Genomic DNA, 22,857 nt, shown 5'->3' with positions numbered 1-22,857 from the left:
TTATATTATATCAAGATAGAAATCACATGAATTATTAACTTTAATATAATGATTATAAAGCTAAAGAAAATTTGCTTTTACTAAACACAGGGGTTAGTCTTATGTATATATATGTATAAATTTAGGAGATGATAGAATGGATAATAAATTAGATTTACTAGTTGCTACAGATGCAGCCGGAACAGTAACGAGTGTAACTTCAGCAAATAGTGATATTACTATAGTAACACCTACGACAACACCAGTTCTAACTTTAAATTCCGGTGTTGGTGCAAATAAAATTGTAAAACAAGACAGTACTGGCAAGCTTCCATCAATAAATGGAAGTCAATTAATAGGATTAACTGCCGCGCAAGTTTCATTAGGTAATGTGAATAATACCAGTGATGCAAGCAAACCTATTAGCACTGCAACAGCGAATTCGCTTAGTGGCAAGGAGCCTTTGATAACCACAAAAAACACAGCATTTAACAAAAGTTATGAAACCAATACTGCAAATACAAAAACTAATGGAAGCGTTGCTGTTGGTACTTCGAGTAATGTTCCAAGAGCAGATCATATACACCCATCAGATAGTAGAAAGGTTGATAAGATAGCTACCACTACAATTAATAACATTGTGACCTTTTCAAATAATATTGGAGGACAAAGGGACTCAGGAGTATCGGTTAGTGTTGATGGTAAATTACTCTCAAATAGTAATCTATTAATACCAAGTCAAAAGGCTGTTAAAACTTATGTAGATAGTCATGGTGGAGTTTCAATTAATGATGATACTCCATCTACAACTACAGTTTATTCAAGCTCTAAAGTTAATTTGTTACTTGCAGATAAAGCGAAAAAGTCAATTTATGATGTACGAGACTATGGAGCAAAAGGTGATGGTGTTACAGATGATACACTATCAATACAAAATGCAATTAATGCTGCGTTTGTGGATGGTGGGGGTACTGTATATTTTTATTCAAATACCTATATTGCGTCATCTATAGTTCTTAAAGAAAGAGTTAGACTTTTGGGTGATGGAGAATCTTCTGTGATTGAAATGAAAAGCAACACTAATGCTAATTTTATAAAAGTGTTTGATGAATATACGGGTTGGTGTGGATTAGAATCACTAAAGATAGATGGGAATAAAACCAATAACACAAAAGGACATGCAGTTTATTTTGCTAGGTTAATTTATGGTGATGATAGCCATTTATTTCTCAAAAACATTCATATTACGGAAGCACCAGAAGATGGATTTAGAGTATATGGAGGTCAGCATAGAGAGGGGAGATATATAAATGTTACTATAGATTATTGTGGGGGGTTCGGATTTTATCATGATGGTTCAGATAATAATATGGTTTGTATAACAAGCTGGAGAAATGGACTTGCAGGATTTTATGAAAATGGGAGTTCCAACCGATGGGTGAGTTGTAAAACATTTCAATGTAATACAAAAGACCGTTCGTCTCATGATGCAGCAGGATGGCTTATATATAATGGAGAAAGAAACACGTTCACAGATTGTGAGGCACAAGAAAGTTTTGGACATGGTTGGTATTTGGAAATTTGCAGGGATATGACCTTACAAGGCTGCGTAGCAGATTGTAATGGAATTACTTCCCTAAATCAACAAACCACATCAGATCTTACTAAAAATGGGTTTGATATAAATGTTTGTTCAAATGTATTATTAAACGGCTGTATGTGCACAGACTTTAGGCAAGATGATAGTGGTAATTATAAAACACAAAATATTGGAGTACATTTAAATTATTGTACTGATTGTATAATTAATATAATTTGTTCTAAACAACAGATTGATGTGAAAGATGATCATGATGAGAGTGTATATGTAAACTTAAAAGTTGTTAATGGAATCCCAATAGAATACCTAAAAATAGGTGGTACCATAGCACAACAATTAAATGGAATGGAAGATGCAATGATAGAAATTCATAGAGACAGTTTAAAAAATTGGGCATATGGACAAAATGGTTTAGATAAAAGTTTCCGAATTGATAGATATGACCCTGCGACTGAATTATGGCAAGAGTCTCCAATGAATCTTCCTGTAAGTGGTGGCGCTGTTTTGGGAGGATTATTATTAAAAGATAATTCAATAGTTAATGCTGCAAATATAAATAGTCCTGTAAGTATGGGTGGGGTAACAATTATTGCTAAAGCTGCAATTCCAACAACAGGTACTTGGGCAATAGGGTCTTTAGTATATAATAGTAGCCCTAAAGCTAGTGGTTATATTGGATGGGTGTGTATTACGGCAGGTACACCAGGTGTTTGGAAAGGATTTGGATTGATTCAAGCTTAGAAAAGTATATTAGAAAAATAGAAAGAGAGTGAAAGGCTCTCTTTCTATACATTATTTAGATTAGTAATAATTAAGAAATTTAAGGAATAAAATTATACAACATTGGTTTATTTTATATAAGATAGATAAGGAGAATTGGGGTGAATGTATTATAAAAGAAGTTTTTAAAGTATATAAGGGTATGTTGAATCTAGATAGGTTATGGATTAATTGTCTGATTATATTAATTCTTATCATTACTACATTATTTATAATACCAAATCAAGTACAAGCAACATCAGTACTATCAGTTAATAACACTAATGTTATACAAGATAATTTTCTTGGTGTAAATGCAGTTTATCATGGATTTGCATATATGCCAGAGGAAGAGAGTAAAGGTATGAATGACAATTATAGAAAAATAGAATTTAATAGAGTACAAAATATGAATTTACATATAGCGAGAACTTGGTATAGACCTGATTTTGCTTGTGGAGATGATCTAATGAACACTTTCGACTGGAATTCAATTAAGATGAAGGCATTTTATGCTTGGTGCCAAGAAATGAAAGATAGAAATATAGATATTGCAATTAATCCTTGGTGGTCTAGTGGGAATAATGCTGATGTTTGGTGGGGAGGACAAAGTGGCCAGTGGGAAACATACTTGCCTAGATTTTCTGAGTGGGTAAGTGAATCATTGAATCAACTGATAAATGTTAGGGGATTTACAAATATAAAATATGTTATTCTCCTCACTGAAGGGTCTCAGGACTATTTGGATGTAGGAAAACCTTCTGAATTCATATCTCTATGGGATTGGCACAAGAAGATTATTGAAAATGTACATACGAAATTAGTTGAGGATAATAGAAGAAATCTCGTGAAAATAGTTGGGCCTAATAATGGTAATGGAGGTGAAAATTTTCAAGAGGCAGCGATGGATTGTAGTAATGAAATAGATATTTTAAGTGGGCATAATTATAATTTAAAGGATTATAATGCTTGCTATCATGAAGCTAAGAAAATGGTTGACTATGCTAAACTTATAAATAAACCAATGTGGTTTGATGAATATGGGGATACGGATGAAAGTTTAAGAGCATCACCACTATATGGGAATTATATTGGTCAGGCAGTAGCTGGGTTTATGAATGCTGGATGTGCTACATCAATGTTATGGTTATTATTTGATCAAGGGTATCCATATCCGCTTGATAAGATGAGCAATGAAGATTCATTTTATAATGGTATACATGAATGGGGAACTTGTTATTGGCTGCCCAAGAGTATTGAGCCTAGGCCAAGTTTTTATGCTTTTAGTATGATAAGTAAGTTCATGGGAGGAATTGGTACAAAAGTTTATGAAACCACAGGTAGTAGCGATGTGTATATTTCTGCTAGCAAGCAACTAGATGGTAATTGGAGTTTTCTTGTTGTTAATGGTAGTAATTCAGAGAAGAATATAAGTGTGAACTTATCTGTAGATATTAATAAAAGGCTATATCGTTATTTATATGATCCTAAATTAATACAGGCAGATGTAAAAGCAGAAATTATAAGTCATGATAAGGTATTTAATAAAGTACTGAACAACCTCACAGATATAATACCGCCCAAGTCATTAGTGATATATAGTAGCATTAATGATTCACATACAGGGTTATCAGTATTTAATAATATTAATGGTATATTTAAATTTGTTTTAGCTTGCATTATTTTATTATCAATCATTTTAATTGTTGTGACTGTAAGTGACGATAGACCTAAGAGGTAGAGATAATAAAGTGTGCATATTTTAACTCCATTAATTAAAGAGTCTCATTTTTAACATGGGGAAGGCAGTTATCAAAAGGTACTAAAGCAATGTAAAAATATTAGCTTATTACTTTTGAGCATTGCCTTTTAGTGAATTTTTAATATTATAAAATATCTATTTATTATGGAATACAATTATAGACTATGTATAAAAATTCATAATAAAACTATACTTGACAAAAAATGACTATAATAATATAATACATATATGTAAAACAATAACAAGAACAGTAACAAGAACAGTAACATTAATGGAGGAATATCATGAGAGAAGAAGAGGACATAGATTTTAAAGATTATTTAAATATAATTAGGAAGAGAATCTTTCTTCTATTATTTATAATAATTTGTCCAATGATTATAGCTGGATTATTAAGCTTTTATGTAATGAAGCCCGTATATGAAGCTAATTCTACTGTCATTGTTGGAAAGGATAATGCGGATAAAATTACTCAAAGTGAAGTACTTATGTATCAGGATTTAATAAAAACCTACAGTGAAATTGGTAAATCTAGAATAGTAGCTGAAAATGCTATTGAAAATCTAAAATTAGACATAGCTGTTAAAGATTTTATGTTGAACCTGAGTATTACACCAAAAATAGGTACACAAATAATAGAGATATCTTATAAAAGTGGGACTCCCGAAACAGCTGCAGAAGGTGCGGATGCTTTATCACAGGCATTTATTCAAGAATCACAAAAACTTTTACCCTCAGGAAGTGCAAAAATAATGGACAAGGCTCTAGTTCCTGAGTTTGAGATAGCACCTAAAAAAAAGTTTAACATTGCTATAGGATTTATTATAGGCATAATGTTGTCATTTGGATTAGTTTTATTAATTAATTATTTAAATAACACGATTAAAAATGAGGATGATATACAACGATATTTAGATCTACCTACAATAGGATTAATTCCAAAACAAAATAAAATGGAGAATCTTATTGTAGAAAAAGATCCAAAGTCTCTAGCTACAGAAGCTTTTAAGTCCATGAGAACGAATTTATTGTTTTCCATGGAGAACAGACGAGTAAAGACCATAGTAATTTGTAGTTCAGGACCTAAAGAGGGGAAGACTTCAATTTCTACAAATATTGCTTCAGTCATAGCAAAGACTGGAAAAAGTATTTTACTTGTTGATTGTGATCTAAGGAAACCTTGTGTACATAGACAACTCAATATTACTAACAATGAATTAGGTTTAGTGGATGTAGTTCTAGAGGGAAGAAAAGTGGAGGAAGTTTTGATAAAAATTGAGGAAAACTTTGATGTGATTACTGCTGGAAAAGCTAATTACAGCCCATCAGAGCTATTAGCATCTCAAAAAATGAAGGTATTCATTGAAGATATGGAAAAAAAGTATGATTATGTAATGATAGATACTCCTCCAATAATTACTTTTACAGATGCTCTTACCTTAGTTACTGAAAAAGTTGGAGTAATACTAGTAATAAGTGCCGAGGAAACGACTATAGAAAACTGTAAAAAATCAAAGCAACTATTATTAAACATTAATGCGATGATAATTGGGATTGTATTAAATAAGGTAGATAAAAAGTCATTTATAGGCTATGGATATGATTATTATTCCAATGGTAAGGAAAGGAAGAGTACATTAAATAATAAGGGTGGAAGAAAAAAACGAAATAATAAGGAAAAGAGTGATTCTGTAAACATTTAGTAGCTAAATAAATATACTATATATTAAATGGAGTGATAAAAATGAAATATTATATAAAAAAGAAATTAATCACTTGTATCAGTGATTATACTACTCACCATGAAAGATAAAACCAAAAACAAAACAAAATCCTGGATAAAGCTCATTTTAGGTGTATTTGTTATTATTGCATTAGTCGTTGGAGGTACCTTCACTTACACCTTCTATAAACTAAGCAAAATAAACACTACAACAATATTAAAAACAGATGAGGATTTAGGTATTAAGCCAAATGTAATTCTGAAGGAAGAGGTACCTATTAAATCGGAACTTCCTTTAAAAGAAGAAGTTCCGATAAAAGTAGTAGAGAGCAACAAAATAATAAATATTGCCTTCTTCGGTGTAGATAGAAGAACTCCAAATGAACCAAGCCGATCAGACTCTATTATGATACTTTCCGTAGATGAAGTTCACAAGAAAGTAAAAATGTCTTCTATTATGAGAGACACCTATGTAGACATAAAAAATCATGGTGATACAAAGATTAATCATGCTTATGCTTATGGTGGCCCACAACTTGCCATAAGGACTCTTAATGAAAATTTCAATCTGGACATTAGAGACTATGTAACCGTTGATTTTTTTAACTTAGAAAAGATAATAGATGCCATGGGTGGTGTAACTATAGATGTAAAGCAAAATGAAATTAGTTTTATAACAGACTATATGACTGAAGTAGCTAACATTGAAAAAAAATCAATATCACAAGTTACAAAACCTGGACTGCAAAATTTAAATGGCCTTCAAGCTGTGGCATATTCACGCATACGATATACTGCTGGTGGGGATTTTGTTAGAACTGAGAGGCAAAGAACTGTATTAGCGGCAATGCTTACAAAAATTCAATCCTTGGGAATATCAGAATTTGCATCCGTTGTGTCTAAGGTTCTACCTTATACTGAGACGAGCATGAAGAGTATGGATATAATAAAACTTGGTACAAAAGTACTTACATCTAATATAGCCACCTTAGATCAGGAAAGATTTCCATTAGATGGCTACTGCAAAGGGAAAATGATGGATGGTGTGTGGTATTTGGTTGCGGATATGGGGGCTACTACAGAGCAAGTTCATAAATATATATATGAAGATGTGAAGCCCACTCCTAAAGCACCACTATTTTAATACAATTTAAAAGTTTATATAAAACATGCGTAAGAACTTAGTTAAAACTAAGTTCTTTTGTCGTTAAATGTAACTTTATAGATAACATTCTGTAAAAATAGCCGTAAAACTATTATATTTTGATATAATATAATAAAAGCTAATTTTAAAGGGTGTGTTATTATAAAAAAGCATTTGAATGAATTACAAGTATATAGTGGTATTGCAATTTTATTTGTAACACTTATTCATAGTAATGGATTTTATCTAGCAGAAGTATTACATTTAGAAAGTTACATTGGGGGTGGAACTTACTTTTATCTTGCAGATAAGATAGTTCATGTTGCAGTTCCTATGTTTATATTCATTTCTGGATATAAATATGAAATGAAGGATAAAGATAAAAAATATGCTACACTGATATCTAAAAAATTTAGTAAGGTAATTAAGCCATTTCTAATTGTCAGCATGTTTTGGATATTATATCAATGTGGTGATCTTTTAGTAAAAGATATTCTTGTAAACAAATCAGTTAATGTATCTAATTTATTAAATATATTTTTAAATGACACAGCAAGAATATTTTTGGGATTTAATTATGCTTATCAGTTATGGTATATTCCCATGTATGCGCTTATTGTATTAGGATATCCAATTATAACTAAGTATCTAAAAGAGTCTAAGACAAGACTAATTATTTTATATATTGTAGCAATTATAGTTTCTGTAGTTCAAAGTAAGACCAAACTCTTGGCCAGTGATTATTTAAACCCTATAAATTATATATATTATTTTTATTTATATGAACTAGGATCACAGGTATGTAGTAGAGGACTTAGTAAAAAGTATGGCAAAATAGTTTTAGCGACTTATTTAGTTCTATTGTCAGCGGAATTATTTATAAAAGACTCCTTTATAAATAATATGTGTACAACCTTAATACTTATTCCATTGTCTGTAGTTGCATGGTTTTATATAGCAACATTACTAAAAAATAATAAAATCTTATTAACCTTAGGAAAATATGCTTTCCCAATATTTTTATTTCATGAACCGATTTTTGTAAAAGAGACATCTAATCTTTTACTAAGATACAAGTTGTATAGTTCACCAATAATGATACCAATTGTATCAGTTGTGGCTATTGCGTTTAGTATTTGTTTTTATGAAATTGTAATAAAAACAGATTTAGGCAAATATACTTTTGATATGAGAGATTCTAGAAAAAAAGAGAAAAACGGTGCCACCCACGTGGCAAGGGGTATGTTGGACAATCATTAAATTTCTCTGTGACTAAGATGTGACTAATATAAGATTTAAATGAGAGGGAACAAGGACTAGGATAAGATTACCATATGGTATTATGAGGTTGTACATAGTTCCATCCAACTTAGGGGGAGTTTAATTATGATAAAGTTAGTTTGTGAAAAATGTGATCATGTTTGGTACACGTCTAACACAAGTGATAATCAGGAGTGCGATGAATGTGGGGAGAGACTTATCGAAGTTGATTTTATAAATATTAAGGGAATTGAAAATAAATCACCAGTAGAACTTAGTTCAAAGAACGTTTCCAACCAGGTGGCATGTAACATCTTGGACAATGATTAAGTTATATTATATGGCTAATGTTAGCTGAAGAACTACTAAAATATATTAAATTAAATATATTTTAGTAGTTCTTTTGTTGTTGAATTGCAATTCAATTACAAAGGTTAAGTGTAAAAGTAAAAAACTATGGATGGAGTTTGGTATGTGGTACCTAATATCAAAGATACTGTAGAACAGCTTGATAAATTTCTTTATGCTGACATAAAGAACATGATATTAATATGACATATTAACGGAATGATTTCAGACTAATTTGTCACAAAATAAAGTAAAATTATAATATTAAGGAGAATATAGGTTATTAAAATTATACAATATTACCATAATAAGTATATAATAGTAATTGAACACAATAATATATCTATTGGAAGCAATGAAACATATTCTTAAATGGTCACTTTGAATATGATGAGCTAATAGTGAACCCACTCCTTTTTCATAGAAGCATTTATGAAAATGGAGTTTTTTTATGTCATCAAAAAAGCAGTACGAGGGGGAGATTACTTGTTAGCTAATAGTTTAAAATCCATTGAAAATGCTTATGGAAATTGTTTGAAAGTATATACACTGGGTTGTTTTGAAGTGAAATCAGGTAAAAAAGTGATTTCAAATGATTGCAAACGCTCACAACAGTTGTGGAACTTATTTAAATATATTCTTACATATAGAAATAAGAGGATTGCCCAAGAAAATTTTATCGATATTTTATGGGTTGATAAGGAATGTGATAATCCTATAAAAGCTTTACAAAACCTTATTTATAGGCTTAGAATGCTTTTAAATTATGAAGGAGTAAATAAAGAAGGAGATTCAATTATAAATTATTCACAAGGGTGCTATAGTTGGAATAAGGAGTTCAATTACTGGACAGATGTTGACGAGTTTGAGGAGCTATATAAAAAATCCAAAGTTGCAGAGAATAATGAGGATTTTCTCTATGCAATTGAACTCTATCAAACAGCTTTATTGCTATATAAAGGTGACTATCTTTCTGAGGAATCCTATAATGAATGGGTAACCCCTGTAAGAAACTATTATAATCGCATTTATATGGATATAATAGGTAGGTTAACAAATCTTCTAAAACATTATGGAAGAAATGAGGATATTTTAAAAGTATGTGAAGAGGCATTGATGATTCATCCATTTGAAGAAAGGCTCCACGTACTGTATATTGAAGCGCTTATTGCGGTTGGTAATATAAAGCAAGCACAGAGCCAATATGAATATGTAACATCTATGTTATACAAGGAAATGGGTGTGAAACCCTCAACTGAATTACGGAACCTATATCACCAGATTAAATGCACGGATGATAATATTTTATTGGACTTAAATTCTATTCAAGAAATGATGATGGATAGGTCAGATCCCGATGGTGCTTTCTTTTGTGAGCCAGATATATTTACTGCATTTTATAAATTAGAAGGCCGTAGAGCAGCAAGGACTAAACAAGTTGTATTTATGGCAATGCTTACTATATCTAGGGTTAGAAACAGGAACCAGGATAGTGAAATATTAAAAAAGGCAACGGGAGCATTACTTGATATGTTAGTACAGGGTCTCCGCATGGGAGATGTTGTGGCAAAGATAAGTGAAACTCAAATACTTGCCATACTTCCAGGACCAACATTTGAGCAAGCAAATATGGTAATAGCTCGTATTTTAAATAAGCACAAAATTGTTTATACATCAAAGGATATAATTATAAAAACCTCATTGCAGCCAATTAATGAAATTGAAGCATAAAAACATAAATTAGAAGATCATACTATTTTAATAGGTTATGATCTTTTTTTTTGCAATTTTTCCTATTGATTGGATAGGGTTGTGATTAATGTAAGTATAACTTGTGATTAACTGAAGACTTAAATGAGAGTAAGTAAGGACTAAGTTGAGATTAACATATGTTACCATTTACTTGTACACAATATAGGCTGTGAAAGTAAGGAGAATTAATTATGGAGATGAAGGGCAATAAGAAGTCCTTAAAGAATAGCACAAATGGGGTATCGGATTTTCTTTTAACTATCAGTTCAAATGATAGTGGTGGTGTTCATGGGAAGATTCAGCACTGTGAATCTTGTGAGACAAAGGATTTTAGAAGTTTAATTGAAATGATCCTACTAATCAATGGGAAATTAGATGGATTAGAAATTCAGAATCCAACTAACCAGATTCGCTCATGGGCCATACGGAGAGTTCCATTATCTCAAAAGGAGGACAGTGTGTTATGAACAAAGCAGTAAGTACATCAATAGAAACTTCAACATCCTTCTTAGTAAGGATAAAATATCGGCAAAATACAAGCTGGCAAGGAATGATCCAATGGTTAGACGGAAAGCAAACAAGACATTTCCGTAGTTGCCTTGAACTTATTATGCTAATTAAAGAAGCACTAATAAGTGATGCAGGCAATGGTAAAAGAATTGAGTTACATACTTGGGATGGGAAAGAGGAAGAGTAGTCATTTGTGGCAGTTAGTTGGATAATACTAGTTTTAATTAAATAATATGTCTTGGCCATGGGTGTGTGAAGGGGGATACTTCTAATGTTTTGTAAGGCTTGTGGAAAAGAAGTTGGTGATGAAGATTCATTTTGTAAATACTGTGGTAAGCAATTAAAAGAAGTAGAAAAAGATTATACAATTTCATATAAAATCCTTTGGTATGATATGTGTTATTTTGGTAACAGGGAAAAAATAAAAGAAAAAGGTTCTTTTATTTCAACAATTAAAGTAAGTAGTATGAATAAATTAGATGCAAGTTCAAAAGCTATGTATAAAATAAAAGAAATTTATAATGACATATATTCCAATTATCATTGGAGAGAGTGGAATTATATAATTATGTGTATTTATTAGTAAATGAAATTTTATATATGTAAGAGCTAAAATAATGTTTAGAAATTTTCATTTGCTAACAAATGTTTTTATGCGTAAAAAAAAGTATATATTACGTATAATGCATTGAAACAAGCTTTAGAACTTCTTATTTTATTTTTAATTGATATGCGTTAAGAAAAATATATGTTTGAGCGAGAGCGAGTTTATATTTTTTAGCAAATTAATTAAAAATAAAATTAGTAGTTCTTAGCGAAGTGAATGCATTAGTAGTAATATATATTTTTTTTTATTATTTTATTAATTTCTTAGACCTTAAAAAGTCATCTGCAACTGTTTTAGGATCTTCTCCATTATCTGCTTTTAAATTAAGCTTTTGCATTTCTTCATCGTTAACTTTTCCCTCAAGCATTAGTAATACTCCCTTTAATTCAGGAAACTTTTTCAATGAATCTGCGCGAACTATAGGAACTGGATTGTAAGGTGGGAAGAAATTCTTATCATCTTTTAATAGTGCAAGATCGAATTTCTGTAATAATCCATCCGTAGAGTTTGCATCTAAAACTTGCGTTTCATTTTTATCAAGTGCAGTATATCTAAGTCCACCATCTATACCTTTTACATTTTTAAAATTTATGTTATATTTTTTTTGAAGCCCAGGATAACCATCTGATCTATTTGTAAATTCCATAGTAAATCCAGCATTTAGTGTAGGACTTATCTTTTTTAGATCAGAAATAGTTTTTATATTGTTTTTTTCAGCAAGAGCTTTGTTTACTGCTATTATATAAGCATTATTAAAGCCTATAGGTTTCATAAGCTCTATACCATAAGTTTTAGCAAAATCTTCTTTTACTACATTATAAACTTTAGTTGAATCGCTCATAGAAGGTTTTTTTAGTATAGTTATGAGACCTGTACCAGTATATTCTACATAACAATCTAAATTTTTAGATTTCATAGCATTAAATATTACAGCGGTTCCACCTAAATTAAATTTTCTTTCAACTTTATATTTTGTTTTATCTTCTATTAGTGAGGCTACCATATTTGCAAGTATTATTTGCTCATTATAATTTTTAGATCCTATAACTATTGTATTTTTGTTTTTACCAAAACTTGCAACTACTGAGGATAAAATTAGTACAAGAACTAATAACATAGCTCCAATTTTGAATTTTTTGTTCCTAAATATTGAATTGCTTTTAACATTTTTATTATTCTCAGTTGTTCTAATTCCTTCAGGAATTACTATGTTTTCTACTTTACCTAAAATGAAGTCAAGAACAATAGCAAGTAAACAAGCAGGAATAGCACCAGCTAAGATCATATTATTATTAACTGTTGATACACCAGAGAACACTAAATATCCTAGACCACCAGCACCTATAAAAGCGGCTATGGTCATAAGGCCTACGGCTGTTACTGAAGATACTCTAACACCTGACATTATAATAGGCATAGCTAGAGGAAAACGAACTTTTAATAAAACTTGAGTTTGAGTAAGTCCCATACCATCAGAAGCCTCAATAAGTGAAGGGCTTATATTAGTTAGTCCTGTATATGTACTTTTTACAATGGGTAGGAGAGAATACATAACTACCATAATAATTGCGGGTTTACTGCCTATTCCAACTACGGGTATTAAAAACCCAAGTAATGCTAGACTTGGCATAGATTGTACTACATTTGTAAAACCAATAACAGGAGCAGCAAGTTTTCTATATCTAACTATAAGTATTGTAAGGGGTATAGCAATCAATATAGCCATTAAAATTGAAAATACTGTTAGTTGAATATGTTGCATAAGTAATTTTAATATTTCATCTTGTCTTTGTACTACGAATTTTATAAAAGAAGTTATACTATTCATTATCTTCTACCTCCTCTTCCTCATCCTCATCTATAAACTGATTACTTAATATAGATAAAAGACTACTTTTGGTAAGAAGGCCTGATAGCTTTAAGTTTTCATCTATTACAGGAACAAAGCTTACGCTTTCTTTCTTTATGAGTGCTAATACATCAATTATAGAATCCTCTGTATTTACTGTTAAAATATCTTTTATCATTATATCTTTAAGCATTTTACTTTTATCTGGATTTTTCCTAATTTGTTTTAAGGTAACAAGTCCACATAAAAAGTTAGCTTTATCTACTACAAGTAAACTATCTACATGACTAGACTTCATTATTTCGATTGCTTGCAGAATAGTTCTCTCACCAACAGATTTTATAGGTCTTTCTATCATAATATCTTTTGCCTTAATTAGCTCGGGTTGATTCCATATTCTGTTTTTACCTACAAAGTCCCGTACGAAATCATTAATAGGATTCTTTAGTAGTTCTTCTGGAGTATCAAATTGAACTATAGAGCCAGTATCTAAGATGCAAATTTTATCTCCTAGTTTTAATGCCTCATCCATATCATGAGTTACAAAGATTATTGTTTTCTTGAAATTTTGTTGTATATTAAATATCTCATCTTGAAGTTGAGTTTTTGTTATAGGGTCTAGCGCACTAAAGGGTTCATCCATTAATATTACATCAGGATCCATTACAAGAGCCCTTGCAACTCCAACTCTTTGCTGCTGACCTCCACTTAGTTGCTTTGGATATTTATTTATGTATTCATCAGGATCCAGGCCTACTAAATTTAACAACTCATTTACTTTTGCCTTAATTTTATCCTTTGGCATTTTCTCTATATTTGCGATTAGTGCAATATTATCACCTATAGTTAAATGTGGAAGAAGTCCTGCTTGCTGAATAACGTACCCCATATTACGTCTAAGCTTTATGGTGTTTTGAGTGTTGATATTCTTACCGTTAATTAATACTTCACCAGAAGTGGGAGTTAGTAGTTTATTTATCATTTTTAGTGTAGTAGTTTTTCCACAACCACTAGGTCCGATAAAAACCACTAGTTGTCCTTTTTCTATTGTGAGATTTATATCTTTTAATATAGGTTTCCCATTAAAATTTTTGTTAACATTTTTAAACTGAATCAAAATATGGCCTCCTTAATTTTTGAAAGTAACAACTTAATTATATCATCAAGTTGTTGGTTTGTAAAGAATGCATATTTATACCAAGGGGGAGTTAATTTACAGTAATCTGTGGTGAAGTCCCCTAAAAGAGTTAAAATGAGCGTGATATGCCATTTCGCTAGTATATCACACTCTTTTAAGTTTATTGATATAAATTTATTTCATTAAATTTATAGACTTTAAGAAGTCCTCTGCAACTACTTTTGATTGCTCTCCACTATCTACTTTATAATTTAAATCTCGCATAGTATCATCGCTAATTTTATTGTCTAAGAGCTTTAAGATACCCTTTAACTGCGGATATTTCTTCAAGGTTTCCGCTCTTACAACAGGAACTGCATAATAAGGTGGGAAAAAGTTCTTATCATCTTTTAAAAGCTGAAGATCAAACTTTTTAAGTAACCCATCTGTAGCAAATGCATCTAAAACTTGTGTTTCGTCTTTTCCAAGGGCGGTATATCTAAGTCCACCATCTATACCTTTTGAATTTTTAAAATCAAGATTATATAGTTTTTGAACTCCGAGATAACCATCCGGTCTATTCGCAAATTCCATGGTAAATCCTGCGTTTAATTTAGAACTTATTTTTGATAAATCTGAAATAGTCTTTAATTTATTTTTTGCTGCAAAATCTTTTTTTACTGCTATTACATAAGTATTATTAAATCCTAAGGGATTCATTACTTCCATATCATAATTTTTAGCAAAATCAGTTTTCATTACTTTATAAACTTTATCTGGATCTGTAATAGTAGGTTTTTTTAATATATTTACAAGACCTGTTCCAGTATATTCTACATACATATCTACATTTTTTGATTGCATAGCACTAAATACTACATTAGTTCCACCCAAATTTAATTTTCTTTCAACTTTAATGTCTGTTTTCTCTTCTATTAAAGAGGCTACCATATCTCCAAGTATTAATTGTTCATTAAAGTTTTTAGAGCCTACCACAATTGTGTCTTTGGATTTAATAAAGCTGAAAGCTACTGAGGTAACAATAAGTACAAGAGCTAATATTAAGGCTCCTAGTTTGAATTTTTTGCTTCCGAAAATTGTATTATTTTTTCTTCCTTTACTAGGAGTAGTTCTAATTCCTATAGGAACTACAATGTCTTCTACCTTTCCTAAAATGAGGTCTAGAAAAATAGCAAGGAAACAAGCAGGAATAGCTCCGGCTAAAATCATATTATTATTAACAGTTGAAACACCAGAAAACACTAAATATCCCAGGCCACCGGCGCCTATGAAAGCGGCTATAGTCATAAGTCCTACTGCTGTTACTGAAGATATTCTAACACCTGACATTATAATAGGCATAGCTAGTGGAAACCTAACTTTGAGAAGTACTTGACTTTCAGTAAGCCCCATACCCTTAGCTGCTTCAATAAGCGAAGGATCTATGTTAGTTAGTCCTGTATATGTGCTTTTTACAATAGGTAGAAGTGAATACATAACTACCATAATAATTGCTGGTTTGCTTCCTATACCAAGTACAGGAATTAGAAATCCAAGCAAGGCCAAACTGGGTATAGATTGAACTACATTTGTAACCCCAATAACAGGGGCTGCAAGCTTTCGATACCTAACTATAAGTATTCCAAGGGGTATAGCAATTACCACAGCTAGTAGAATAGAAAATATAGTTAATTGAATATGTTGCAAGAATAAATCTATTATTTCAGTTTTTCTAGCTATTACGAAATTTACAAAAGAATTTATATTACTCATTATCGTCTTCCTCCTCCTCATCTATAAACTGATTACTTAATATAGACAAAAGGCTGCTCTTAGTAATAAGGCCTGACAGTTTTAAGTTTTCATCTATTACAGGTACAAAGCTTATCTTTTCTTTTTTTATAATTTCTAATACATTTATTATAGAATCTTCGTTATTTACGGTTATAATTCCTTGTATCATTATGTCTTTAAGCTTTTTAGTTTTATCTGGGTTTTTTCTGATTTGCTTTAAGGTAACAAGTCCTAGTAAAAGATTAGCTTTATCTACTACGAGTAAACTATCTACATGATTCGAGGTCATTATTTCAATTGCTTGAAGTATTGTTCTTTCTTCAACAGATTTTATAGGGCTTTCTATCATAATATCCTTTGCTTTAATTAGTTCAGGCTGATTCCATATTCTGTTTTTACCTACAAAGTCTCGTACGAAGTCATTAATAGGGTTCTTTAGTAGTTCCTCTGGAGTATCAAATTGAACTATAGATCCAGCATCTAGGATACAAATTTTATCCCCTAGTTTTAATGCCTCATCCATATCATGAGTTACAAATATTATGGTTTTCTTGAAGTTTTGTTGTATATTAAATATCTCATCTTGAAGTTGACCTTTTGTTATAGGGTCTAATGCACTAAAAGGTTCATCCATTAATATTACATCAGGATCCATCACAAGAGCCCTTGCAACACCAACTCTTTGTTGCTGACCTCCACTGAGCTGCTTAGGGTACTTATCTATATAATCCTCAGGATCTAGTCCTACTAGATTTAATAATTCAATGACCTTAGATTTTATTTGATCTTTTGGCATTTTTTCTATAGAAGCTATTAAGGCAATATTTTCACCTATAGTTAAATGAGGAAGAAGTCCTGCTTGTTGTATAACGTAACCCATGTTACGTCTAAGCTTTATAGTGTTTTTAGTGTTGATATTATCACCATTAATTAAAATTTCACCTGAAGTGGGGGTTAGTAATTTATTAATCATCTTTAGTGTAGTAGTTTTTCCACAACCGCTGGGTCCTATAAAAACAACTAATTGTCCCTTTTCTATCGTAAGATTTATATCTTTTAGTATAGGTTTTCCATTGAAATTTTTATTTACGTTTTTAAACTCGATCAAAGTGTAGCCTCCTTAATTATTCCTTATTTATCGCAAAGTAACAACTTGATTATAACATTAAGTTGTTACTTTGTAAAGAATGCGATTTTATGTAAAATGTAGTATTTTTATTATTCTTAAATTATTATTCCATTGTTAATTAATAATTATAACTTTATTTTTTGGAAATTTTTAAATAGTTTAGAACTAAAAAAAATGTGATATATAGCAATATATCACATTTTTTTATTTAGTTTTTAACTGGAGCTTTATTTTTTAGTTAAATCTTCTATAGAATCAATTTTCATATAAGAAGGAACAACTAAACCTATTTTAGCTCCTTCTAGGTTTGGTCCTAAATTTTCAACTTTACCTTTGTAGTCGGACATAAACTTCGCATGAGTTTTTGGTAGCCATGCTGCTACGATAGCATCTGCATCTCCACTAGCTACTGCAGCCCACATTGGTCCAGCATCTACTTGTGTAAGTCTAACTTTGTATCCCATATCTTCTAATGCTAATGCAATTACATTAGTAGATGCGATTTCTGTATCCCAAGCAACGTAAGCAAGCTTGATTTCTTTACCATCTGCTTTTTTTGTACCTTCTGTCCACTTACTTACTTTGTCTTTATTGTCAGTAATCCATTGTCTTGCAATTTTCTTTGCGTCTCCGCCAGCGTTAATTTTAAGCATAACAGATTCGGAATCTTTAGGAGTCCAAACAAATTGGTCTAATATTTTATAAGCATCAGGCATAGATTCTTTTAAGCCTTTGTGTACAACTGTGTCTATATGTTCGGCAGCACCAAAAGATCCTTTAGGGTCCTTTAAGTATTTTAAGTCATATTTACTAAACATCCAGTGAGGCGACCAACCGGTAATTACAATTGGTTCTTTATTTTTATACGCATCTGCAAGTGCTTGAGTCATAGCAGCACCTGAACTAGTTTGCACTGTATAATCTAATTTATAGTCTTTAACAACTTGCTCTGAAGCTTGAACTACACCTGAACCAGCATCTATACCAGTGATTTTGTAATCCATTTTATCACCAATAGTTTTACCAGCCTTCGGCGCTTTATCTCCGCTTTTATTACCACAGCCTACAAAAGTTAGGGCTACTAGAGAAAAAGCGACTATGCTTAATCTTTTCCAACTGTTTTTAATCATAAATTGTTCCTCCTTATATTATGTAATAATTTGCTGAAAATTCAGGCAAATAATTTATTATTTAAGAATTTCTTTTTCTATTTAGTGCTTGAGTTATACGGTCCAATATCATAGCTAATATAACAATTGCCAGGCCTGAAGCAAAACCTTGTCCGGCTTCATTTCTTGTAACAGCTCTAAAAACTTCAACACCTAATCCATCGGCACCAATCATAGAAGCTATAACTACCATCGATAGTGATAACATAATGGTTTGATTAACTCCTGCCATAATTGTATTTTTTGCAAGTGGTAGTTGAACCTTAAATAGTTTTTGAATTGGAGTTGAACCGAAGGCATTTGCTGCCTCAATTAACTCCTCGGAAACTTGACGAATACCAAGATTAGTTAACCTTACTACTGGTGGCATTGCAAATATAACAGATGCAATAATTCCAGGTACCATTCCTATTCCAAAGAAAGAAACAGCTGGTATTAGATATACAAAGGCCGGCATAGTCTGCATAAAATCTAATATTGGTGTTACTATACTTTGTACCGTCTTGTTTTTGGACATCCAAATTCCAAGAGGAATACCTATTAAAATTGAAATTGAACTAGCTGTTAAGATAAGTGAAAGAGTAAGCATAGTTTGTTCCCAAAATCCAAGATTTTGTATTATTAATAGTCCTACTAGTGCAAATAGGGGTAAGCCCCATTTTTTCTTGGTTAAGAATATAGTTAAGACTACAATAATTAAAATGAAAATTAATGGAGGGATAGCTATTAAAGAATCACTTAAACCATTTACGACAGCATCAAGTGTATCTTTAATTGGTTCAAAGAACCATTGAGCATTTTCTCTAAGCCATGCTACAAGCAGGTCAGCCCATTTAACTATTGGTAGTTGTGGTATTTGTGTCATCAAGATTCACCTCATTTCCTGCAAGAGCCGCTAGTACTGCGCCTCGAACTATAATTCCTTTTAATATTTTATCTTCAACAACAGCTACAGGTACAGGAGAATCGTGTATAACCTCAAACAAATCATTTAATGATAAATCTGGACTAACCACAGGAACATCTGTAATCATAATATCATAAATATCTTTATTTCCATTTTTAACGGCTTCTGATGCAGCATCTGCGGTTACAACTCCTAAGAACTCTTTGCTTTTATTAATAACATAAATACTTGAAATTCCCGCTTGTCTCATACGTTGCAGCGCAACCCTAGGACCATGTTTTTCGATATCGATAGTCTCAGGACGCTTCATAACATGTTGTGCAGAGAATACCTTGGATCTATCTACATCTTCAACGAATTTTTTAACATAATCATCGGCTGGGTTTGTCATAATTTCTTCTGGAGTACCAACCTGAACAATTAATCCATCTTTCATAATTGCAATTCTATCTCCAATTTTAAGTGCTTCATCTAAGTCATGTGTAATAAATATTATTGTCTTTCTCATAGATGATTGTAGATCTATAAGCTCATCTTGCATTTCTTTACGATTTAGAGGATCTAGTGCTGAAAAGGCCTCATCCATTAATAAAATATCTGGATCATTAGCCAGGGCCCTTGCAAGACCTACCCTTTGCTTCATTCCACCAGATAATTGACTAGGATATTGATCTTCATAGCCTACTAGACCTACCATTTTCAGTGATTTAAGAGCCTTTTCCCTTATTTCTTTTTTATTCATTCCTTGTATTTCTAATCCGAAACCAGCATTTTCCCATACTGTACGATGGGGAAACAATCCAAAGCCTTGGAATACCATACTTAGTTTTTTTCTTCTGGTTTCTCTTAATTTATGTTTATCCATTTTGGCTAAATCTTCACCATCTACTAATACACTGCCCGCATTAGGCTCGATTAGACGATTGATTAATCTTACAAGAGTAGATTTTCCACTTCCGGATAATCCCATGATTACAAAAATTTCTCCTGAGTGTACTTCAAAGGATACTCTATTTACACCTACGGTCATTCCTGTTTCTTTTAAGATTTCCGTTTTTGTTTTTCCTTCCTGTAAAAACTTTACTCCTTGTTTAGGATTTTTACCAAAAATTTTGGTTAATCCTTTAACTTCAATTTTTAACATTTATCCACCTCTTCTATTTTCCAATGTGTGTACTAAATGTAAACACATTTATTTAAATTCACTGCACATTTGAACATCATAACAAACTTAGCCAAGAAGTTCAAATTTATGACAAAAATCGACACACAAGCATTTAAGTTAGTCGAGCATATACTCTAGATAACTGTATATAGCTTAATAACCAGATATTTTTTAGTTTATTTGAAGAAAGTGAGTGCTTTTTATAAAAATTTAATTTATTTAGATACGAATTTAATTATTTTATTACCTATATTTTAATTATTTATAGGGTTTATTATTAGTTAATTAAACACACTTTATACCTTATATTCCGCTGAATGAATTTAGAAACTAATTATTTACTTAAAAGATATTTATTTACAATTATTTACAAAAAGGAATTTTTAGTTTTATGTCGAATATATTCATAAAATACTTTTTGAAGGTGAGTAAACTTATGGATATGAATGATATGTTATCTCTTGATATTGAAACGTACTACGATAGTAAAATGAATTTCATGGTGGGTCTTTGCGAACAACTTAAATTAGGAGAAGTGTTTAACTTAAATTTGGAGAAAAGTTTAGGAAGAAAGACGGATATCCCTTACGGGATAATGGCTGAGATGATGATTGTAAATATTTGTGATGACCATCATCCACTATATCTTTTAAATGAATACTATAAAGAAAAAGATCTTGAAGGAATATTTCATTGCCCTATAGATTTAAGCCAAATTAATGATGATAGATTTGGTAAATTTCTAGATGCGTTTTATGAAGCTGGACCAAGGAAAATCTTCGGGGAGCTAAGTGCTCAAGCATTTGCTAATTATGGGATAAAAGTAATAAATATAAATTATGACACAACTTCAAAGGTAATGTGGGGAACATATGAAACTGAAGAACTTAAGCAAGGTGTAATATCAATAGATTTTGGTCACAGTAAGCAAAAAAGGCAAGATAAAAAACAAATAAAAATGGGTATAGGCGTAGCCAACGGAGTTATAGTTGATGCAAAGGTATTATCAGGGAACAAAGATGATAAAACATACAACAGCGAAACTCTCGAAGACGTTGAAGGTGTTCTTAAAAGACTCAACATTTCCAATGAAGATTTTCATTATATAGCAGATAGTGCACTTTTTACAGCAGGGAATTTGAAGAAAGCAGAAAGTAGAAATATTAAGCTTATAACAAGAATGCCTGAGACTACTACACTTGCAAAGGACTTTATAAGAGAAACTCTTAATCGTAGATCTGAAATGAGAGATATAGAAATTCAAACGGCACAAGGTAAAGTTAGTAAATATTCTGTACTAGAACAAGATTGTACTTATGAAGATACCAAATTAAAATGTGCAGTATGTTATTCTGTAAATCTTGAAAAAATTAAGGAAAGAACAATTGCGAAGCAAGTAATCAAAGAAAAAGAAGTATTGCGAAAACTTTCAAAAGCATATTTAAAGACTGCTTTTGCATGTGAAGAAGATGCTAACAAAGAAATTTTAAGATTGCTTAAAAAGGACTTGAAGAAAGTCAAATATCACAATGTAAGTATGCAAATACTAGTTACAGAAAAAAAGAAGAAAGGTCGCAAACCCAAGGATACAAGTAAAGTTGAACACATAATGGAGCATTTTTTACAAATAGAGGTAACCGAAGATGAAGAAAAAATTCGTAAAAACTTTGAACAAGCCTGTACATTCATACTGTGTAGCAATGATCTTAGTTTAACAGCTGAGGATTTACTTAGGGAATATAAAACACAAATCGGAGTTGAAAAAAAGTTTCAACAGCTTAAATCACCCCATTTTGTTAATTCATTATATTTAGATACACCAGAGCGTATAGAGGCACTGACGTACCTTATCTTAATATCGATGATGATACTATCAGTTGCTGAAAATGTGGTAAGGCGAGAAATGAAGGCAGAAGGTGAAATGATAATAGGGCCTGGCGGCATAAAAATGAAGCAACCATCTTTGGTCGCAATATTAGGCGTTTTCAACACGGGGCTAGGTGTTAAGGTGCTTACTTTTGAAGGTAAAAAGTATCGTTCCTTCGCTCGTCCAATTTCAGAAACTCATAAAAAACTGCTAAAATATCTAGGCATATCTGAATGCGTATTTTGTTGGAATGAATAAAACAAATGCATGTAAATTTTTAGTGATAAACAATATTTAAAATAGGATGTTATAAAATTGTTGTATTTAATAATTCATTTTCTAGAATAAAAAATAATTATAGATATTTAAGTTAAATAATTTGTTAAAAGTTTGTAGTATTGTTGAAAATACAAGTA

At 31.2% G+C, this 22,857-nt stretch carries 18 protein-coding genes; 11 read left to right on the top strand and 7 right to left on the bottom strand.

What is annotated here, in order from left to right:
- The first annotated feature begins 136 nt into the window (after nt 1-136).
- The 10 genes from KPL51_RS16920 to KPL51_RS16875 all read left to right on the top strand — a co-directional run bounded on the left by KPL51_RS16920 (nt 137) and on the right by KPL51_RS16875 (nt 11,420).
- Nucleotides 137-2,320 carry a glycosyl hydrolase family 28-related protein gene (locus tag KPL51_RS16920; protein WP_216163919.1) on the top strand — a complete coding sequence of 728 codons (2,184 nt, stop codon included), beginning with the start codon at nt 137-139 and terminating at the stop codon, nt 2,318-2,320.
- Between the two features lie 181 nt (nt 2,321-2,501).
- Complete coding sequence (locus tag KPL51_RS16915; RefSeq protein ID WP_216163917.1) at nt 2,502-4,079, top strand: glycoside hydrolase 5 family protein; 1,578 nt, start codon at nt 2,502-2,504, stop codon at nt 4,077-4,079.
- A gap of 305 nt (nt 4,080-4,384) precedes the next feature.
- Nucleotides 4,385-5,803 carry a tyrosine-protein kinase domain-containing protein gene (locus KPL51_RS16910; protein ID WP_216163915.1) on the top strand — a complete coding sequence of 473 codons (1,419 nt, stop codon included), beginning with the start codon at nt 4,385-4,387 and terminating at the stop codon, nt 5,801-5,803.
- Between the two features lie 99 nt (nt 5,804-5,902).
- Nucleotides 5,903-6,967: an LCP family protein gene (locus KPL51_RS16905; RefSeq protein WP_216163913.1), complete on the top strand. Its 1,065-nt coding sequence runs from the start codon at nt 5,903-5,905 to the stop codon at nt 6,965-6,967.
- Nucleotides 6,968-7,141: 174 nt separating this feature from the next.
- On the top strand, nt 7,142-8,227 hold the full coding sequence (locus tag KPL51_RS16900; RefSeq protein WP_216163911.1) for an acyltransferase family protein: 1,086 nt from the start codon (nt 7,142-7,144) through the stop codon (nt 8,225-8,227).
- A 126-nt stretch (nt 8,228-8,353) separates the two neighbouring features.
- Nucleotides 8,354-8,557: a hypothetical protein gene (locus tag KPL51_RS16895; protein WP_216163909.1), complete on the top strand. Its 204-nt coding sequence runs from the start codon at nt 8,354-8,356 to the stop codon at nt 8,555-8,557.
- Nucleotides 8,558-9,061: 504 nt separating this feature from the next.
- The gene (locus tag KPL51_RS16890) at nt 9,062-10,306 is read left to right on the top strand and encodes a bacterial transcriptional activator domain-containing protein (RefSeq protein WP_216163907.1); all 1,245 of its coding nucleotides are present in this window, start codon (nt 9,062-9,064) and stop codon (nt 10,304-10,306) included.
- Nucleotides 10,307-10,518: 212 nt separating this feature from the next.
- On the top strand, nt 10,519-10,794 hold the full coding sequence (locus KPL51_RS16885; protein WP_216163905.1) for a hypothetical protein: 276 nt from the start codon (nt 10,519-10,521) through the stop codon (nt 10,792-10,794).
- Nucleotides 10,791-11,024 (top strand): hypothetical protein, encoded by a 234-nt coding sequence (locus KPL51_RS16880; protein ID WP_216163902.1) that lies wholly within the window; start codon nt 10,791-10,793, stop codon nt 11,022-11,024. The genes KPL51_RS16885 and KPL51_RS16880 overlap by 4 nt, the downstream gene beginning before the upstream one ends.
- An 84-nt stretch (nt 11,025-11,108) precedes the next feature.
- On the top strand, nt 11,109-11,420 hold the full coding sequence (locus KPL51_RS16875; protein ID WP_216163900.1) for a zinc ribbon domain-containing protein: 312 nt from the start codon (nt 11,109-11,111) through the stop codon (nt 11,418-11,420).
- A 271-nt stretch (nt 11,421-11,691) separates the two neighbouring features.
- On the opposite strand, the gene KPL51_RS16870 is transcribed toward KPL51_RS16875, so the two are convergent.
- The 7 genes from KPL51_RS16870 to KPL51_RS16840 all read right to left on the bottom strand — a co-directional run bounded on the left by KPL51_RS16870 (nt 11,692) and on the right by KPL51_RS16840 (nt 20,553).
- Complete coding sequence (locus tag KPL51_RS16870; RefSeq protein ID WP_224854418.1) at nt 11,692-13,272, bottom strand: ABC transporter permease/substrate-binding protein; 1,581 nt, start codon at nt 13,270-13,272, stop codon at nt 11,692-11,694.
- Nucleotides 13,265-14,410 (bottom strand): ABC transporter ATP-binding protein, encoded by a 1,146-nt coding sequence (locus KPL51_RS16865; protein ID WP_216163898.1) that lies wholly within the window; start codon nt 14,408-14,410, stop codon nt 13,265-13,267. Before KPL51_RS16865 ends, KPL51_RS16870 begins: the two co-directional genes overlap by 8 nt.
- A gap of 195 nt (nt 14,411-14,605) precedes the next feature.
- On the bottom strand, nt 14,606-16,183 hold the full coding sequence (locus tag KPL51_RS16860) for an ABC transporter permease/substrate-binding protein (RefSeq protein ID WP_216163896.1): 1,578 nt from the start codon (nt 16,181-16,183) through the stop codon (nt 14,606-14,608).
- A complete protein-coding gene (locus KPL51_RS16855) occupies nt 16,176-17,312 on the bottom strand; it encodes an ABC transporter ATP-binding protein (RefSeq protein WP_216163894.1) in 1,137 nt (378 codons plus the stop codon). Before KPL51_RS16855 ends, KPL51_RS16860 begins: the two co-directional genes overlap by 8 nt.
- A gap of 248 nt (nt 17,313-17,560) precedes the next feature.
- Nucleotides 17,561-18,463: a glycine betaine ABC transporter substrate-binding protein gene (locus tag KPL51_RS16850; RefSeq protein ID WP_216163892.1), complete on the bottom strand. Its 903-nt coding sequence runs from the start codon at nt 18,461-18,463 to the stop codon at nt 17,561-17,563.
- A 61-nt stretch (nt 18,464-18,524) separates the two neighbouring features.
- On the bottom strand, nt 18,525-19,367 hold the full coding sequence (locus KPL51_RS16845; protein ID WP_216163987.1) for an ABC transporter permease: 843 nt from the start codon (nt 19,365-19,367) through the stop codon (nt 18,525-18,527).
- Nucleotides 19,336-20,553: a quaternary amine ABC transporter ATP-binding protein gene (locus KPL51_RS16840; RefSeq protein ID WP_216163890.1), complete on the bottom strand. Its 1,218-nt coding sequence runs from the start codon at nt 20,551-20,553 to the stop codon at nt 19,336-19,338. The genes KPL51_RS16845 and KPL51_RS16840 overlap by 32 nt, the downstream gene beginning before the upstream one ends.
- Nucleotides 20,554-21,010: 457 nt before the next feature.
- Between KPL51_RS16840 and KPL51_RS16835 the strand changes: the two genes are divergently transcribed.
- The gene (locus KPL51_RS16835; RefSeq protein WP_216163888.1) at nt 21,011-22,699 is read left to right on the top strand and encodes an IS1634 family transposase; all 1,689 of its coding nucleotides are present in this window, start codon (nt 21,011-21,013) and stop codon (nt 22,697-22,699) included.
- The last annotated feature ends 158 nt before the right edge of the window (nt 22,700-22,857 follow it).

The organism is Clostridium bowmanii (assembly GCF_018861315.1).
Lineage (GTDB): Bacteria > Bacillota > Clostridia > Clostridiales > Clostridiaceae > Clostridium_AD > Clostridium_AD bowmanii.
This window is presented reverse-complemented; position numbering and strand designations above follow the sequence as displayed.

Excerpts from the sequence above, each read along its gene's own strand:
- KPL51_RS16920 (WP_216163919.1), top strand. The coding sequence starts at position 137 with ATGGATAATAAATTAGATTTACTAGTTGCTACAGATGCAGCCGGAACA.
- KPL51_RS16915 (WP_216163917.1), top strand. The coding sequence starts at position 2,502 with ATGTTGAATCTAGATAGGTTATGGATTAATTGTCTGATTATATTAATT.
- KPL51_RS16910 (WP_216163915.1), top strand. The coding sequence starts at position 4,385 with ATGAGAGAAGAAGAGGACATAGATTTTAAAGATTATTTAAATATAATT.
- KPL51_RS16905 (WP_216163913.1), top strand. The coding sequence starts at position 5,903 with ATGAAAGATAAAACCAAAAACAAAACAAAATCCTGGATAAAGCTCATT.
- KPL51_RS16895 (WP_216163909.1), top strand. The coding sequence starts at position 8,354 with ATGATAAAGTTAGTTTGTGAAAAATGTGATCATGTTTGGTACACGTCT.
- KPL51_RS16885 (WP_216163905.1), top strand. The coding sequence starts at position 10,519 with ATGGAGATGAAGGGCAATAAGAAGTCCTTAAAGAATAGCACAAATGGG.
- KPL51_RS16880 (WP_216163902.1), top strand. The coding sequence starts at position 10,791 with ATGAACAAAGCAGTAAGTACATCAATAGAAACTTCAACATCCTTCTTA.
- KPL51_RS16875 (WP_216163900.1), top strand. The coding sequence starts at position 11,109 with ATGTTTTGTAAGGCTTGTGGAAAAGAAGTTGGTGATGAAGATTCATTT.
- KPL51_RS16870 (WP_224854418.1), bottom strand. The coding sequence starts at position 13,272 with ATGAATAGTATAACTTCTTTTATAAAATTCGTAGTACAAAGACAAGAT.
- KPL51_RS16860 (WP_216163896.1), bottom strand. The coding sequence starts at position 16,183 with ATGAGTAATATAAATTCTTTTGTAAATTTCGTAATAGCTAGAAAAACT.
- KPL51_RS16850 (WP_216163892.1), bottom strand. The coding sequence starts at position 18,463 with ATGATTAAAAACAGTTGGAAAAGATTAAGCATAGTCGCTTTTTCTCTA.
- KPL51_RS16845 (WP_216163987.1), bottom strand. The coding sequence starts at position 19,367 with ATGACACAAATACCACAACTACCAATAGTTAAATGGGCTGACCTGCTT.
- KPL51_RS16840 (WP_216163890.1), bottom strand. The coding sequence starts at position 20,553 with ATGTTAAAAATTGAAGTTAAAGGATTAACCAAAATTTTTGGTAAAAAT.
- KPL51_RS16835 (WP_216163888.1), top strand. The coding sequence starts at position 21,011 with ATGGATATGAATGATATGTTATCTCTTGATATTGAAACGTACTACGAT.